The organism is Stenotrophomonas mexicanensis (assembly GCF_032911605.1).
Taxonomy (GTDB): Bacteria; Pseudomonadota; Gammaproteobacteria; order Xanthomonadales; family Xanthomonadaceae; genus Stenotrophomonas; species Stenotrophomonas maltophilia_A.
Genome location: NZ_JAWJTG010000046.1, coordinates 12,043 through 25,961, shown reverse-complemented (window position 1 = coordinate 25,961; position 13,919 = coordinate 12,043). Strand labels below are relative to the sequence as shown.

The 13,919-nt window shown below is 66.7% G+C and carries 18 protein-coding genes and 1 tRNA gene; 6 read left to right on the top strand and 13 right to left on the bottom strand.

Going from position 1 to position 13,919, the window contains the following annotated elements; genetic code table 11:
- Window position 1 precedes the first annotated feature (1 nt).
- On the top strand, window positions 2–694 hold the full coding sequence (locus R1L06_RS17060; protein ID WP_125894325.1) for an aspartate/glutamate racemase family protein: 693 nt from the start codon (window positions 2–4) through the stop codon (window positions 692–694).
- Between the two features lie 24 nt (window positions 695–718).
- On the opposite strand, the gene R1L06_RS17055 is transcribed toward R1L06_RS17060, so the two are convergent.
- Window positions 719–1,114 carry a hypothetical protein gene (locus R1L06_RS17055; protein ID WP_012511691.1) on the bottom strand — a complete coding sequence of 132 codons (396 nt, stop codon included), beginning with the start codon at window positions 1,112–1,114 and terminating at the stop codon, window positions 719–721.
- 240 nt (window positions 1,115–1,354) lie between these two features.
- Between R1L06_RS17055 and R1L06_RS17050 the strand changes: the two genes are divergently transcribed.
- Window positions 1,355–1,864 (top strand): DUF3011 domain-containing protein, encoded by a 510-nt coding sequence (locus R1L06_RS17050; RefSeq protein WP_317218283.1) that lies wholly within the window; start codon window positions 1,355–1,357, stop codon window positions 1,862–1,864.
- An 85-nt stretch (window positions 1,865–1,949) separates the two neighbouring features.
- Window positions 1,950–2,387, top strand: coding sequence for a GNAT family N-acetyltransferase (locus R1L06_RS17045; protein ID WP_032128661.1), 438 nt, complete (start codon window positions 1,950–1,952; stop codon window positions 2,385–2,387).
- On the opposite strand, the gene R1L06_RS17040 is transcribed toward R1L06_RS17045, so the two are convergent.
- The 11 genes from R1L06_RS17040 to thrS form a co-directional block, all read right to left on the bottom strand.
- Complete coding sequence (locus R1L06_RS17040) at window positions 2,366–2,707, bottom strand: low molecular weight protein tyrosine phosphatase family protein (RefSeq protein ID WP_317218282.1); 342 nt, start codon at window positions 2,705–2,707, stop codon at window positions 2,366–2,368. The genes R1L06_RS17045 and R1L06_RS17040 overlap by 22 nt on opposite strands.
- Window positions 2,704–2,904: a hypothetical protein gene (locus R1L06_RS17035; RefSeq protein ID WP_014037933.1), complete on the bottom strand. Its 201-nt coding sequence runs from the start codon at window positions 2,902–2,904 to the stop codon at window positions 2,704–2,706. The genes R1L06_RS17040 and R1L06_RS17035 overlap by 4 nt, the downstream gene beginning before the upstream one ends.
- A 117-nt stretch (window positions 2,905–3,021) precedes the next feature.
- Window positions 3,022–3,098: transfer RNA gene (locus R1L06_RS17030), tRNA-Pro, on the bottom strand.
- A 68-nt stretch (window positions 3,099–3,166) separates the two neighbouring features.
- Entirely contained in the window at window positions 3,167–3,523 is a 357-nt protein-coding gene (locus R1L06_RS17025) for a MerR family transcriptional regulator (protein WP_005410431.1), read from the bottom strand.
- Window positions 3,504–3,803 (bottom strand): integration host factor subunit alpha, encoded by a 300-nt coding sequence (locus R1L06_RS17020; RefSeq protein ID WP_005410432.1) that lies wholly within the window; start codon window positions 3,801–3,803, stop codon window positions 3,504–3,506. The genes R1L06_RS17025 and R1L06_RS17020 overlap by 20 nt, the downstream gene beginning before the upstream one ends.
- Window positions 3,804–3,830: 27 nt before the next feature.
- Window positions 3,831–6,212, bottom strand: a complete 2,382-nt coding sequence (gene pheT / locus R1L06_RS17015) for a phenylalanine--tRNA ligase subunit beta (RefSeq protein WP_317218281.1) — start codon at window positions 6,210–6,212, stop codon at window positions 3,831–3,833.
- Between the two features lie 85 nt (window positions 6,213–6,297).
- Window positions 6,298–7,293 (bottom strand): phenylalanine--tRNA ligase subunit alpha, encoded by a 996-nt coding sequence (locus R1L06_RS17010; protein WP_005417865.1) that lies wholly within the window; start codon window positions 7,291–7,293, stop codon window positions 6,298–6,300.
- A 193-nt stretch (window positions 7,294–7,486) separates the two neighbouring features.
- Window positions 7,487–7,846: a 50S ribosomal protein L20 gene (gene rplT / locus R1L06_RS17005; RefSeq protein WP_006380762.1), complete on the bottom strand. Its 360-nt coding sequence runs from the start codon at window positions 7,844–7,846 to the stop codon at window positions 7,487–7,489.
- 11 nt (window positions 7,847–7,857) lie between these two features.
- Window positions 7,858–8,055 (bottom strand): 50S ribosomal protein L35, encoded by a 198-nt coding sequence (rpmI, locus tag R1L06_RS17000; protein WP_005410436.1) that lies wholly within the window; start codon window positions 8,053–8,055, stop codon window positions 7,858–7,860.
- Between the two features lie 266 nt (window positions 8,056–8,321).
- A complete protein-coding gene (gene infC / locus R1L06_RS16995; RefSeq protein ID WP_005410437.1) occupies window positions 8,322–8,864 on the bottom strand; it encodes a translation initiation factor IF-3 in 543 nt (180 codons plus the stop codon).
- 48 nt (window positions 8,865–8,912) lie between these two features.
- Window positions 8,913–10,814: a threonine--tRNA ligase gene (gene thrS, locus R1L06_RS16990; RefSeq protein WP_121504558.1), complete on the bottom strand. Its 1,902-nt coding sequence runs from the start codon at window positions 10,812–10,814 to the stop codon at window positions 8,913–8,915.
- Between the two features lie 429 nt (window positions 10,815–11,243).
- Between thrS and R1L06_RS16985 the strand changes: the two genes are divergently transcribed.
- Genes R1L06_RS16985 through R1L06_RS16975 form a run of 3 tightly spaced genes read left to right on the top strand, consistent with a single transcriptional unit; the run spans window position 11,244 to window position 13,373 of the window.
- A complete protein-coding gene (locus R1L06_RS16985) occupies window positions 11,244–11,540 on the top strand; it encodes a hypothetical protein (RefSeq protein ID WP_317218280.1) in 297 nt (98 codons plus the stop codon).
- On the top strand, window positions 11,540–11,803 hold the full coding sequence (locus R1L06_RS16980) for a hypothetical protein (protein WP_049401219.1): 264 nt from the start codon (window positions 11,540–11,542) through the stop codon (window positions 11,801–11,803). Before R1L06_RS16985 ends, R1L06_RS16980 begins: the two co-directional genes overlap by 1 nt.
- A gap of 10 nt (window positions 11,804–11,813) precedes the next feature.
- Window positions 11,814–13,373 (top strand): PepSY-associated TM helix domain-containing protein, encoded by a 1,560-nt coding sequence (locus R1L06_RS16975; RefSeq protein ID WP_317218279.1) that lies wholly within the window; start codon window positions 11,814–11,816, stop codon window positions 13,371–13,373.
- Between the two features lie 129 nt (window positions 13,374–13,502).
- Here the strand turns inward: R1L06_RS16975 and R1L06_RS16970 are convergent, their stop codons facing one another.
- Window positions 13,503–13,895: a VOC family protein gene (locus R1L06_RS16970; RefSeq protein WP_180836632.1), complete on the bottom strand. Its 393-nt coding sequence runs from the start codon at window positions 13,893–13,895 to the stop codon at window positions 13,503–13,505.
- Window positions 13,896–13,919: the final 24 nt, after the last annotated feature.

Here is a 13,919-nt window from a genome sequence, read left to right as displayed (position 1 = left end):
CATGAAGACCCTTGGCCTGATCGGCGGCATGAGCTGGGAAAGCTCGGCGCAGTATTACCGGCTCATCAACGAGGACGTGCGGCAGCGCCTCGGTGGCGCACATTCGGCGCAGCTGCTGCTGTGGTCGGTGGACTTCGCCCCGATCAAGCAGCTGCAGCATGACGGCGACTGGGATGCGCTGGGCGACCACATGGCCGACGCTGCACGGCGCCTGCAGGCCGGTGGCGCCGATCTGCTGTTGATCTGCACCAACACCATGCACAAGCTGGCCGACCGCATCGAGGCGGTCTGTCCACTGCCGCTGCTGCATATCGCCGACCCCACCGCCCAGGCCATCGTGCAGGCAGGCGCACGCAAGGTGGGCCTGCTCGGTACCGCCTTCACCATGGAACAGGACTTCTACCGCGGCCGGCTGCAGGATCGCTTCGGATTGGAGGTGCTGGTTCCCGAAGCCGATGATCGTCGCAGCGTGCACGACATCATCTACCAGGAACTGATCGCCGGTGTGGTCAGCGAGCACTCACGACAGGTCTACGCCGGCGTGATCGCGAGACTGGTGGCGCGCGGTGCCGAAGCCATCATCCTGGGCTGTACCGAGATCATGCTGCTGGTACGACCGGAAGACAGCGCAGTGCCGCTGTTCGATACCACTGCACTGCACGCACGGGCTGCGGTGGACGCGGCGCTGGCGTGAATCGATGCGCGCCGGAGCGCGGAATCAGTCCGCGCCCTGCACTTCCAGCGCGGTGATGAGCCACTCGACCACCGCCTGTGAATCGCACAGGAAGAAGATGGCATCGCCGGAGCGCGCCTCGGTAAGCAGGCGATAGACCGTGATCGCCACCGCCGACTGGTTGGCGATGAACACTTCCGGGCTGCGCGGCCCCTCGCTGTGGCCGGCAACCGCATGCAGCGCCTTGCGTGCGGCCACGGTGGCAGCCGGGTCCGCGCTGCGTGTCAGTTCCGGCCCGCGCAGGCCCCAGGCAATGAACACATGCTTGCCCTTGAACGTGGTGTCCAGGACCCGCACCTCGGCGCCACCTGCGTCGGCCGAGCGATGAATGACGGTACTGCTGATCAACGCAACCCCCTGTGGTCGTCGTGGTCCGCGCATCCTCCTCCACGCGCCGGCCGCATGCCAGTGACAACAGCCACAGGCTGTGCCGACCGGCGTGGGAGACATGTAAGAGGGTGTAAACCGATGCGATCGGATGTGCAGCGATGATACGGGATGTAAGCCTCTGCATGGGCCCGCGCGTACTACTAAACCGCCACTGAGCCATCTTCGGAACGAAGCGTTCCGGCAGCCCCGGACTGGGCCATTCTTGCCGCCCCATCCCCACCGAGCCTGCACATGTCCCATCGCCTGCTGCTGACGATCACCGGCACCTCCCTTGCCCTGCTGCTGGCCGCCACCACCGTAGCCGCACAGGACTACGACACCGATCACATTCCGGCGCTGCGCTGCGAATCGCAGTTCAACAAGACCGCGCAATGCCCGATCGAAGGCCCCATGCGCCTGGCCAGGCAACTGTCGGTGACCCGGTGCGTGGAGAACCAGAACTGGGGCCAAAGCCGCCGCACGTTGTGGGTGACCGACGGCTGCCGCGCCGAGTTCGTCGCCGACGGCTATGGGCGCGGACGCTGGCCGGGCCGCGGCAGGGACCGTGACGATGATGGCGAGCGCCTGGTCTGCGAGTCCTACGAAAAGAAGGACAAGGAATGCCGTATCCGTGTGCGCCACGAGGTGCGCCTGATCAGGCAGAAGTCGGTGACGGCCTGCATCGAGGACCGCAACTGGGGCTGGGACCGACGCGGCGTGTGGGTCAGCGACGGCTGCCGGGCCGAGTTCCGCGTGTACTGACTGCCGAGCACGCGCTGGCTGCGGCGGGTGCGGCTGCGCCTGCGGCAGAGCCGATAGACTGGGCCCTCCTGTCAGGAGCCCGACCATGCCCGCTGCGACTGCGCTGCGCCTCCGCGACGCGACGCCCGCCGATGCCTCCGCGCTGATCGCACTCGACAGCGTGGCGGCAAGCGACCCTCGACGGGCGGAACAGATTGGCGAGTGGTTGGCGCGGGGCAACGTGCATGTTGCCGAGCAGGAGCGCGAGATCGTTGGCTACATGACCCTCCATGAGCACTTCTTCGGCGAAGGCTTCGTCGAAATGCTGATGGTCGCGCGCGAGCGGCGCAGCCAGGGCGTCGGCGCCGCACTGCTGCGGCACGCGATCGCACAGCGTGGACAGCGCAAGCTGTTCACCTCGACCAATGCCTCCAACATCGCCATGCAGCGCCTGCTCGTTGCATCGGGCTTCATCGACAGCGGCATCGTGCATGGACTGGATGACGGCGACCCGGAGCTGATCTACCGCTTTGCCGGCAGCTGATCGAGATACGCGGTCACCTTGGTGTCCAGCAGATCCATCAGCACGGGATCCATGCAGCGATAGTCGTCCGGGATATCCAGGTAATGCAGGCGCTTGTGTTCCAGCAGGCGCGCGTATGCGGCCTGCAGGCGATGCTGATGCTTGGCCTCCATCACGAAGATGACATCGGCCCAGCGGATGTCCGCCGGGCCGATGGGGCGTCGTGCATGCGGGCTGGTGCCGGCCGACAGCGCAGTGAAGCCGGGCCGCCGTCGCCACATGGCTTCGGCGGTTGGGCTGCGCAGCTGGTTGCGGCTGCAGACGAACAGCAGGTTGATCATTCCTGTTCCTGCAATTGGCGGGCGCTGAGCACCGGATAGGTGAAGCCCAGCTGGCGTGCGCGCGCGAGCTTGGCATCGCGCGTGTACAGCAGCTTCCAGTTCTTCTCGGGCTTGTAGCTATAGGCGGTCGTGGCGCGGTCGCCACCACGGTTGCGCGCCTGGCTGCGACGCCAGGCACGGTTTCTTGCAGATTCCATGATGTGTTCTCGTGAGTACCGGGTTCAGCAGCCGCGGTAGTACGAGTGGCGCGCAGCATACACCGCACGCACAAAAAAGCCCACGCATCGCTGCGCAGGCTTCTTGATTCATCACAGTGGTCGGGACGGCCGGATTCGAACCGACGACCCTCTGCCCCCCAGGCAGATGCGCTACCAGGCTGCGCTACGCCCCGACTGATGCTGCGATGTGCCCGCCAGTGCGGCGGGCCGTGAAGTATAGCGGATTACGATGGAAATGGGATCAGCGGCGCAACAACTGCAGCACTTCTTCCAGCTCCATGCGCACCTGCTTGATGATCTGGTTGCTCAGCGCCGATTCCTCGCGGGCATCGGGACCGTCCAGACGCAGGCGTGCACCACCGATGGTGTAGCCCTGTTCGTACAGCAGGCTGCGGATCTGCCGCACCATCAGCACGTCGTGGCGCTGGTAGTAGCGGCGGTTGCCTCGGCGCTTGGCCGGCTCAAGGCTGGGAAACTCGGTTTCCCAGTAGCGCAGGACGTGCGGCTTGACGTCGCACAGCTCGCTGACCTCACCGATGGTGAAGTAGCGCTTGGCCGGGATCGGCGGTAGTTCGCGGTTACTGCCCGGATCCAGCATAAGCTTCCACCCTCTCCTTGAGCTTCTGGCCCGGACGGAAGGTGACCACCGTACGGGCGGAAATCGGAATTTCCTCGCCGGTCTTGGGGTTGCGACCCGGGCGCTGGTTCTTGCGCCGCAGATCGAAATTACCGAAGCCCGACAGCTTCACCTGACGTCCCTGTTCCAATGCTTCACGCAGCACATCGAAAAACGCGTCGACGAATTCCTTGGCTTCCCGCTTGTTCAGACCGACTTCGTCGAACAGCTTTTCCGCCATCTCCGCCTTGGTCAATGCCATTGCCTGCTACCCCCGAGTGCTGCCCGCTCAGCCGCGGATCCGGGCGTGATGTTCACGCTCGATGGCAGTGACCGCCTCGGCCACCACCGCATCCACGTCGCGGTCCGTCAGAGTGCGCGACTTGTCCTGCAAAATCAAGCCCATAGCGAGACTCTTGAATCCCGGCTCGACGCCCTGGCCGACGTAGCGGTCGAACAGGTTCAGGTCGCGCAGCAGCGGGCCAGCAGCCTGGCGGACGGTGGCCGCGAGATCGGCCCAGGCCACCTGTTCAGGCACCAGGAATGCCAGGTCGCGGCGCACTGCCGGGAAGCGCGACAGCTCGCCGGCACGCGGCAGGCGGCGGGCGGTCAGCGGCTCCAGGTCCAGTTCGAAGGCGTAGACGTCGGCTTCGATGTCCATTGCCTTGGCCAGACGCGGGTGGATCTGACCGATCCAGCCGATCGCCACGCCATCGCGGAACACCTCGGCCGAACGGGCCGGGTGGCCGTAGGGGCGGGCCGACGGGCGGAACTCCAGTACCGCACCACTGGCAGCCGCCAGCGACTCCAGGTCGCCCTTCAGGTCATGGAAATCGACCTTGCGGGCCGGCAGGCCCCACTGCAGTGCCTGTGCATCGCCACAGACCGCAGCGGCCACGCGCGGGGTTTCCAGCGGCGCCGGCCGGCCGTCGCCGGCCTGCTGGGCGAACACGCGGCCCAGTTCGAACAGGCGCACGCGGCCCAGCTGGCGGGCGGCGTTACGGCCCAACGTGGCGACCAGGCCTGGCAGCAGCGACGGGCGCATCACCGCCAGTTCGGCCGACAGCGGGTTGGCCAGCGGCACCAGGCCGTCGCGCAGCTGCCACTGGCTCAGCAGCGCATCGTCGACGAAAGCGAAATTGACGGTTTCCTGCTGGTCACGGGCGATCAGCTGGCGGCGCACGCTCAGTGCGTCCAGCTGGGTCTCGCTCGGCATCGCCACGCGCGAGGCGCCGCCCGGCAGCGTGGTCGGGATCTGCTCGTAACCGTGGATGCGCGCCAGCTCTTCGATCAGGTCTTCTTCGATGGCGATGTCGAAGCGGCGGCTCGGCGCCGTGACCTGCCAGCCGTCGGCGGTGGCAACCACGTCCATGCCCAGCGCGCGCAGGATGCGCTCCACTTCCGCATCGTCGATGGTGATGCCGAGCACGCGGGTGATGCGGGCGCGGCGCAGCACGATGGTTGCCGGCTGCGGCAGATCGGCCGCACGCACGGCCTCGGTGACCGGCGCCGGGGTGCCGCCGGCCAGGTCCAGCACCAGGCGGGTGGCGTACTCGATGGCGGTACGCGGCAGTGCCGGATCGACACCACGCTCGAAGCGGTGGCCGGCATCGGTGTGCAGGCCCAGCTTGCGGCCACGGCCCATGATCGCGGCCGGCGCGAAGTGTGCGGCTTCCAGGAACACGGCGGTGGTCGCGTCGGTGACGCGGGTGTCGAAGCCGCCCATCAGGCCGGCCAGGCCGACCGCACGATCGGCGTCGGTCACGACCAGGAAGCTGTCGTCCAGCGCGGCGTCGCGGCCGTCCAGCAGCTTCAGGCTCTCGCCGGCACGCGAACGGCGCACGGCGATGCTGCCCTGCAGGGTGCCCAGGTCGTAGGCATGCATCGGCTGGCCGAGCTCGAGCATCACGTACTGGGTGATGTCGACCAGCAGCGAGACCGGGCGCACGCCACTGCGGCGCAGGCGCTCGGCCATCCACAGCGGGGTCCTGGCGGCGGCGTTGACGCCTTCGATGACACGGCCCAGGTAACGCGGTGCTTCGGCGCCGGCGTCGAGCTGGATGGCCAGCTCACGGCTGCCGATGGCGGGAATCGCCTCGGCGGTGAAATCCAGCACGTCGCTGCGGGTGGCCGCGGCGACGTCGTAGGCGATACCGCGCAGGCTGAAGCAGTCGGCGCGGTTCGGGGTCAGCTTGATCTCGATGCTGGCGTCCGGCAGGCCCAGGTACTCGACCAGGGTCTGGCCGACCGGGGCGTCGTCCGGCAGTTCCAGCAGGCCGGAGGCATCGTTGTCCAGGCCCAGCTCCTTGGCCGAGCACAGCATGCCGTTGGACTCGACGCCGCGCAGCTTGGCCGGCTTGATCTTCAGCTCGCCAATCTGCGCGCCGACCATCGCCAGCGGCGCGACCAGGCCCGGACGTGCGTTCGGTGCGCCGCACACGATCTGCAGCAGCTCGCCCTGCCCGGCATCGACCTTGCACACCTGCAGGCGGTCGGCTTCCGGATGGCGTACGGCGTCGACGATGCGCGCCACGACCACGTGCTCGAGGCCTTCGCCCAGCGCGGTCACTTCTTCCACTTCCAGGCCGATGGCGGTCAGCACCGCACTCAGTTCATCGCGCGAAGCGCGGGTCGGGACGTGGCTGCGCAGCCAGTTTTCGGAGAATTTCATGGTGTCACCCTGGTGGGCCCGGCGCATGCGCCTGGGCCTGCGAATTTAGAAGCAGTCGAGCAAGCTCGACTCTACGGACCGGCGCTTACGCGAACTGCTTGAGGAAGCGCACATCGTTCTCGAAGAACGCGCGCAGATCGTTGACGCCGTAACGCAGCATCGCAAAGCGCTCTACGCCCATGCCGAAGGCAAAGCCGGTGTAGCGCTCCGGATCGATGCCGACGTTGCGCAGCACGTTCGGATGGACCATGCCGCAGCCGAGCACTTCCAGCCAGCGGGTGCTGCCATCGGGCTGCTGCCAGGCGATGTCCACTTCCGCGCCCGGTTCAACGAACGGGAAGTAGCTCGGGCGGAAGCGCATCTCGAAGTCGCGCTCGAAGAAGGCGCGCACGAACTCGGCCAGCGTGCCCTTCAGGTCGGCGAAGGTCGAATGCTCGTCCACCAGCAGGCCTTCCACCTGGTGGAACATCGGCGAATGGGTCTGGTCGCTGTCGCTGCGGTACACCTTGCCGGCGGCGATCATGCGCAGCGGCGGCGCGTGGTCGCCCATGTAGCGCACCTGCACACCGGAGGTATGCGTGCGCAGCAGGCGGCCGTCGCCGAAGTAGAAGGTGTCGTGCATGGCGCGCGCCGGGTGGTGCGGCGGGAAGTTCAGCGCCTCGAAGTTGTGCCAGTCATCCTCGATCTCCGGCCCTTCCGACAGCTCGTAGCCCAGCCGGCCGAAGATGCCGGTGATGCGCTCCAGGGTGCGGGTGATCGGATGCAGGCCGGCGCGGTCGCCATTACGGCCCGGCAGGGTGATGTCGATGGCTTCGGCGGCCAGGCGCGCATCCAGTGCCGCGTCTTCCAGCAGCGCCTTGCGCTCGCCCAGCGCGCGGGTCAGCGCGTCGCGGGCCTGGTTGATCGCTTCACCGGCGGCCTTGCGCTCGTCGGCCGGCAGGGCGCCGAGCTGCTTGAGCTGCGAGGTGATGCTGCCACTCTTGCCAAGCAGCGCCACGCGCAGCTGTTCCAGCACGTCGGGGCTCTGTGCGGCGGCCACATCGGCCAGCGCCTGGGTGGTGAGGGATTGGATGTCGCTCATGGGGGGCCGGAACTCCAGTCGATCTGCCATCGCGATGCGCGAAGGGCCGACCCCTGTCGCCACCGCCGTCCCCGCGCTGCCGTCATGGCCTCGCCGGGACCCAAAAAAGAATGGGGAAGGACTTGCGCCCTTCCCCATGCATTGCCTTGACCTGACACCGTTCCGAGTGAACGGTTACGGCATCGGGAAGGACTTATGCCGCCAGCGCGCCCTTGGCCTTTTCGGCCAGCGCGGTAAAGCCGGCTGCGTCGTGCACGGCGATGTCAGCCAGGACCTTGCGATCCAGGGTGATACCGGCCTTCAGCAGACCGTTCATGAAGCGGCTGTAGCTCAGGCCGTTGATGCGGGCAGCCGCATTGATACGGGTGATCCACAGCGAACGGAAGTTGCGCTTCTTCTGCTTACGGCCGATGTAGGCGTACTGCTGTGCCTTGATGACCGCCTGCTTGGCGACGCGGAAGACCTTGCGACGGGCGTTGTAATAGCCCTTGGCGAGATCCAGAATCTTCTTGTGGCGGCGACGCGCCTGTACGCCACGCTTAACTCGTGCCATTTTTCAGTTCCTCAGAGGTAAGGGAGCATGCGGTCCAGACGGCCTGCGTCTTCTGCACGGACATGGCCCGTCTGACGCAGATTACGCTTACGCTTGGTCGCTTTCTTCGTGAGGATGTGGCTACGGTTGGCGTGGCCGCACTTGTACTTGCCCGAGGCGGTCTTGCGGAAACGCTTGGCCGCTGCCCGGTTGGTCTTGATCTTGGGCATTGCAATGTCCTTGATGGGATATGACCCTGGTTTCTGACTGATCTGGCGGCGGCCTGGGCCGCTCTTTCCGTCCTGCCATGATCGGCGTACGACCCGTCCTGGGTGGGTCGAGCCGGGCATGATACAGGCAAAACCGCCCTGCCACCAGCCCCTGCAACCCTTTCGCCGGCAATTCACCGGCTTCCTGTAAAAGCAAAGGGACGCCCATGGCGTCCCTCTACCCTGAACCATTCAGCCAGGCGCCCCGGAAGGCGGCCCGTCAGGCCTCAGGTCTTCTTCTTCGGCGCGATCATCATGACCATCTGACGCCCTTCCAGGCGCGGACGGGATTCAATGACGATGTCCTCGCCCAGATCGGTCTCGATCCGGTTGGCCATTTCGCGGCCCAGTTCCTGGTGGCTCATTTCACGGCCACGGAAACGGATGTTGACCTTGATCTTGTCACCATCCTCGAGGAACCCGCGCATCTTGCGCAGCTTGATCTGGTAGTCGCCCTCGTCCGTGACCGGACGGAACTTCACTTCCTTGATCTCGACCTGCTTGGTCTTCTTCTTGGCCTCGCTGGCCTTCTTCTGCGCTTCGAACTTGAACTTGCCGAAGTCCATGATCTTGCAGACCGGCGGATCGGCCTGCGGCTGGATTTCGACCAGGTCCAGGCCTTCATCTTCGGCCATGGACAGCGCTTCGTCGCGCGACAACACGCCGATCATTTCTCCGTCACTGCCGATCACGCGGACGCGCGGCACACGGATTTCCTGATTCTTGCGGTTCTGTTTGTTGTCAGGGGTGCTGATATTACGTTCTCCCAAGGGTATCGAACCGGTCCGGGTGCCTGTGCCCCCGGACCGGACCTTTGCTTACGCGCCCTCGGCCTGGAGCCGCTCGATGAAGGCCTGCAGGCTCATGCTGCCCAGGTCTTCGCCAGAACGCGTACGCACCGCCACAGCCCCATTTTCCTTCTCGCGGTCACCAATGACCAGCAGGTAGGGCACGCGCTGCAACGTATGCTCGCGGATTTTATAGCCGATCTTCTCGTTACGCAAATCCGAGCTGACGCGGAAGCCTTGCTCCGCAAGGGTTTTGGTCACGCCCGAGACGTACTCGGCCTGGGCGTCGGTGATGTTGGCCACCACCACCTGGGTCGGCGCCAGCCAGGTCGGGAACTGGCCGGCATGGTGCTCGATCAGGATGCCCAGGAAGCGCTCCATCGAGCCCACGATGGCGCGATGCAGCATGACCGGGTGCTTCTTCTGGCTGTTCTCGTCCACGTACTCGGCGCCCAGACGGCCCGGCATCATGAAGTCGACCTGCATGGTGCCCAGCTGCCAGGTACGGCCGATCGCGTCCTTCAGGTGGTACTCGATCTTCGGGCCGTAGAAGGCGCCCTCGCCCGGCAGCTCCTGCCACTCCACCCCATTGCTGGACAGTGCCGAGCGCAGCGCGCCCTCGGCCTTGTCCCAGGTGGCGTCATCGCCCAGGCGAGATTCCGGACGCAGCGCGATCTTGACCTGGATCTCATCGAAGCCGAAGTGCTGGTAGACCGCCAGCGCCTGCTGGTGGAACGCGGTCACTTCCGCCTCGACCTGGTTTTCCGTGCAGAACACGTGGCCGTCGTCCTGGGTGAAACCACGCACGCGCAGGATGCCGTGCAGCGCGCCGGACGGCTCGTTGCGGTGGCAGGCACCGAACTCACCATAGCGGATCGGCAGGTCGCGGTAGCTGTGCAGGCCCTGGTTGAACACCTGCACGTGGCCCGGGCAGTTCATCGGCTTGAGCGCGTAGGTGCGCTTCTCCGATTCGGTGAAGAACATCGCGTCCTGGTAGTTGTCCCAGTGGCCGGATTTCTGCCACAGGCTCACGTCCAGGATCTGCGGGCAGCGCACTTCGCCGTAGCCGGTCTTGCGGTACACCTTGCGCATGTACTGCTCGACCACCTGCCACAGTGCCCAGCCCTTCGGGTGCCAGAACACCAGGCCCGGCGCTTCTTCCTGCAGGTGGAACAGGTCCTGCTGCTTGCCGATGCGGCGGTGGTCGCGCATCTCGGCTTCTTCGATGCGCTTGATGTACGCCTCGAGCTGCTTCTTGTCGGCCCAGGCGGTGCCGTAGATGCGCTGCAGCTGCTCGTTCTGCGCGTCACCGCGCCAGTAGGCACCGGAGATGCGGGTCAGCTTGAAGGCCTTCAGGAAGCGCGTGTTCGGCACGTGCGGGCCGCGGCACATGTCCACGTATTCCTGGTGGTAATACATGCCCATCGCCTGGATGTCGTCGGACATGTCCTCGATCAGGCGCAGCTTGTAGTCCTCGCCACGGGTCTTGAAGATCTCGATCACTTCGGCGCGCGGCGTCACCTTCTTGATGACGTCGTAGTCCTGGGCGATCAGTTCACCCATGCGCTTCTCGATCGCGGCCATGTCGTCCGGGGTGAACGGACGCTCGGAGTAGATGTCGTAGTAGAAGCCCTCGGCGATCACCGGGCCGATCACCATCTTCACGTCCGGGTACAGCTGCTTGACGGCGTGGCCGACCAGGTGGGCGCAGGAGTGGCGGATGATCTCCACGCCCTCCTCGTCCTTGGCGGTGATGATGCGCAGGCTGGCATCGTGGTCGATGACGTCGCTGGCATCGACCAGCACGCCATCCACGGCACCGGCGATGGTGGCCTTGGCCAGGCCGGCGCCGATCGACTGGGCGACCTCCATGACGCTGACGGGGTTTTCGAATTCGCGGCGGCTGCCGTCGGGAAGAGTAATGTTGATCATCGCAGTGGCTTCGTGCGGGGCCCGCGGGGCGGGCTGGAAAGCGTTCCCGGGGCGGCGCCCGGGCAATAAAAAAGCGCCGCGAGGGCGCCTGGAACACAGGGCCTTCGGGGGCAGGTCAACAGTGGGCGGTGGTAGTGCTCATGTCGCACGCTCGGCCGGCGCTGGGCGCGGGCCACCTTGTTCCAGTCAGGGTTCTACGCTGATCTTAAACCAGCGCAGGGGAAAGCCCAAGGCCTACCGTACGGTCCGCTGAATGGGTCTCGCTGGCGGCGTGAAATTGCAATGATTACCATGTCGGCGCAGGCCGCCCTGTGCCAGCCTGCCCGCTTTCCCCCAGGACCCCGTGATGCGCCACCCGCTCCGACCGGCTCCCGCCGGCCCCGCCCGTGCCCCGCGTTCGCCAGCCTGCAGCCGCGCAGGTCGCGCGCAATGATCACCGTCGGCCTTTCCACGCTCGGCTTCTGCAGCCTGGGCATTCTGGCGGCGATGTTCTCGGCGCTGGCCTTCTATGCCGCCTCGCCGCACTGCCGCTGGCCGCGCCTGCGCCGTGCCGGCCGCCTCGGGCGGCAGATCGGCCTGGTCGCCGCCGCTGCCGCGCTGTGGCTGTGGATGGCCGAGCTCGGTTTTGCCGCCGGCCTGGTGGCGATGCTGTGCACCTGGATGCTGGCGGCGATGCTGCTGCCGGCACTGGCCGCCTGGCATCGCCCCGGCACGGAGTCGCCGTGATGTGGCCGCGCGCCTTCGCCGGCATCGTGGCCGGCTTCCTCCTGGCCGCCGCCGTCACCGGCCTGCTGGCGTGGCTGCCGCCCGGCCCGTGGCAACGGGCGCTGGTGCCGACCCTCATCGCCTTCATCCCGCTGTGGATGCTGGCCGCCCTGTGGGCGTTCAGTTTCCGCAGCGCGCTGCGCGCCTGGCTGGTGCTGGCCGGCAGCGCCGCCGCCGGCTTTGCCGTGCTCGGGCTGCTGCGCCTGACCGGCGCGGTGCAATGAGACCTTTCCCATGAAGTTCAGTTCGCAGACGCTGCGCACGTTCACCACCCTGCACACCTGGGTCGGCCTGGTTGCCGGCTTCGGCCTGTTCGTGGCCTTCTACGCGGGTGCGCTGACCCTGTTCCACCACGACCTGCCGCTGTGGCAGACGCCCGGTGCAGCCACCGCACTCCCCGCCGGCCTGGACGACGCGCAGTACCTGCTGGAAGACGTGCTTGCCGCGCATCCGGAAGCGCGCCGCCACGTCGGCATGACCTTCCCCGGCACCGAACACCCGCAGCCACTGGCCTACTGGCAGGCCGATGACGGCAGCTGGCGCTACGCCTGGCCGGGACAGATCGCCGGCAGCACCACGCCGCCACAGACCGGGCTGGCCGAACTGGTCAACGAGCTGCATTACAGCCTCGGCCTGCCGGTGGCCGGCATCTACGTGATGGGCATCGTCAGCCTGCTGTATGGCATGGCCCTGCTCAGCGGCCTGGTGATCCACCTGCCAAAGCTGTTCGGTGATCTGTTCGCGCTGCGTCCGGGCCGCAACCTGAAACAACTGTGGCAGGACGCGCACAACGTGATCGGCGTGCTCAGCCTGCCCTTCCACCTGATGTTCGCGGTCACTGGCGCCCTGCTCTGCCTGGTGTTCGTGCAGATGGCCCTGCTCAACCCGCTGATCTACGACGGCAAGGCCCTGCAGGCGGTACCGACCGCAATGGACACCGCGCCCGTGCGCGACGCCAGCGGCATCCCGGCACCGCCGGGCAGCCTGCGCGTGCTGCATGCACGCGCGCTTGAAGTGGCCCGCGCACAGGGCGTGGCCAATTTCGAACCGGCCTACCTGAAGCTGGCCAACGCCGGCGATGCCAACGCCACCATCGAGATCACCGGCGAATCCACCGGAACGCTCGGCCCGCTCGGCGCGGTGGCACTGGACGTGGCCACCGGCAACGTCCTGGCCTCGCAGCTGCCCGGCCAGCGCGACGCCAACCACGCCACGCTCAGCGCGGCCTATGCCCTGCACTTCGGCGAGTTTGGCAACGGTGTGGTGGTCTGGCTGTACTTCCTGCTCGGCCTTGGCGGTGCCTTCCTGTTCTACTCCGGCAACCTGTTGTGGATCGAATCGCGGCGCAAGCGTCGCCAGCCACAGCAACCGCGTGCCGGGGTGAACATGGCACGGGCCACGGTCGGCGTCTGCATCGGGCTGTGCGTTGCGATTTCGGTGGCGTTCGTCACCGCACTGGTGCTGGAGCGGCTGGCACCGTCCGCGGTCGACCACGGCATCCGCTGGGCCTGCTTCGGCAGCTGGGCGGCCTGTGCGCTGTGGGCCGCGCTGCGACGCCCGGCGCAAGCGGCACGCGAACTGCTGTGGGCGGCGGCGATCAGTACCGCGCTGGTGCCGATCCTGCACGGTGCACTCAGTGGCGACTGGCTGTGGCGTGCGGCCGCGCATGGGCACTGGCCGCTGTTCTGGGTCGATGCCATTGCGCTGGCCATGGCCTTCGGCTTCGCCCGCCTGGCAGTGGCCAGCCAACGCCGCGCCCGCAACGGCGATCCCAACAGCGTCTGGGCCAACTGAGCCTTCGCCGGGCATGGCCCGGCGCTACCGACCGTTACGCGCAACGCCCCCTGTAGCGTCGAGCTTGCCCGACAGCTGTTGATTTCGCGCCAAGCACCGTCGAGCAAGCTCGACGCTACCCAAGCAGGATCATGCCTCGCCGGGGTAACGACTCACTTCGATCAGGTTGCCATCCGGGTCGCGGAAGTACACCGATTCGATCGGCCCCAGCGCGCCAGTACGTGCGACCGGCCCCTCCTCCACTGCAACGGACTGCGCCTGCAGGTGGGCCAGCACATCGGTCGTCGCCGTGCGCGTGACCAGGCACAGATCGGCGCTGCCCGGCGTGGGCCGCAACGCATGCGGTTGCAGCGGGGCGCTGGCCGGATGCAGGTTGATCTTCTGCTGGCCGAACTGCAGTGCGGTGCGGCCCGCGCCGAAGTGCACGACCTGCATGCCGAGCACGCGCTGGTAGAAATCACAGCTGCGTTCGATGTCGGCGACGGTGAGGACCAGGTGGTCCAGGCGTTCGAGATGGATCATGCCCGCAGCGTAACGCTGCGGGCA

Excerpts from the sequence above, each read along its gene's own strand:
- R1L06_RS17040 (WP_317218282.1), bottom strand. The coding sequence starts at position 2,707 with ATGATCAACCTGCTGTTCGTCTGCAGCCGCAACCAGCTGCGCAGCCCA.
- R1L06_RS17035 (WP_014037933.1), bottom strand. The coding sequence starts at position 2,904 with ATGGAATCTGCAAGAAACCGTGCCTGGCGTCGCAGCCAGGCGCGCAAC.
- R1L06_RS16975 (WP_317218279.1), top strand. The coding sequence starts at position 11,814 with ATGAAGTTCAGTTCGCAGACGCTGCGCACGTTCACCACCCTGCACACC.
- R1L06_RS17060 (WP_125894325.1), top strand. The coding sequence starts at position 2 with ATGAAGACCCTTGGCCTGATCGGCGGCATGAGCTGGGAAAGCTCGGCG.
- pheT (WP_317218281.1), bottom strand. The coding sequence starts at position 6,212 with ATGAAATTCTCCGAAAACTGGCTGCGCAGCCACGTCCCGACCCGCGCT.
- R1L06_RS16980 (WP_049401219.1), top strand. The coding sequence starts at position 11,540 with ATGTGGCCGCGCGCCTTCGCCGGCATCGTGGCCGGCTTCCTCCTGGCC.
- R1L06_RS16985 (WP_317218280.1), top strand. The coding sequence starts at position 11,244 with ATGATCACCGTCGGCCTTTCCACGCTCGGCTTCTGCAGCCTGGGCATT.
- R1L06_RS17045 (WP_032128661.1), top strand. The coding sequence starts at position 1,950 with ATGCCCGCTGCGACTGCGCTGCGCCTCCGCGACGCGACGCCCGCCGAT.
- R1L06_RS17025 (WP_005410431.1), bottom strand. The coding sequence starts at position 3,523 with ATGCTGGATCCGGGCAGTAACCGCGAACTACCGCCGATCCCGGCCAAG.
- rpmI (WP_005410436.1), bottom strand. The coding sequence starts at position 8,055 with ATGCCCAAGATCAAGACCAACCGGGCAGCGGCCAAGCGTTTCCGCAAG.
- thrS (WP_121504558.1), bottom strand. The coding sequence starts at position 10,814 with ATGATCAACATTACTCTTCCCGACGGCAGCCGCCGCGAATTCGAAAAC.
- R1L06_RS16970 (WP_180836632.1), bottom strand. The coding sequence starts at position 13,895 with ATGATCCATCTCGAACGCCTGGACCACCTGGTCCTCACCGTCGCCGAC.
- R1L06_RS17020 (WP_005410432.1), bottom strand. The coding sequence starts at position 3,803 with ATGGCATTGACCAAGGCGGAGATGGCGGAAAAGCTGTTCGACGAAGTC.
- R1L06_RS17055 (WP_012511691.1), bottom strand. The coding sequence starts at position 1,114 with ATGCGCGGACCACGACGACCACAGGGGGTTGCGTTGATCAGCAGTACC.
- rplT (WP_006380762.1), bottom strand. The coding sequence starts at position 7,846 with ATGGCACGAGTTAAGCGTGGCGTACAGGCGCGTCGCCGCCACAAGAAG.
- R1L06_RS17010 (WP_005417865.1), bottom strand. The coding sequence starts at position 7,293 with ATGAGCGACATCCAATCCCTCACCACCCAGGCGCTGGCCGATGTGGCC.
- R1L06_RS17050 (WP_317218283.1), top strand. The coding sequence starts at position 1,355 with ATGTCCCATCGCCTGCTGCTGACGATCACCGGCACCTCCCTTGCCCTG.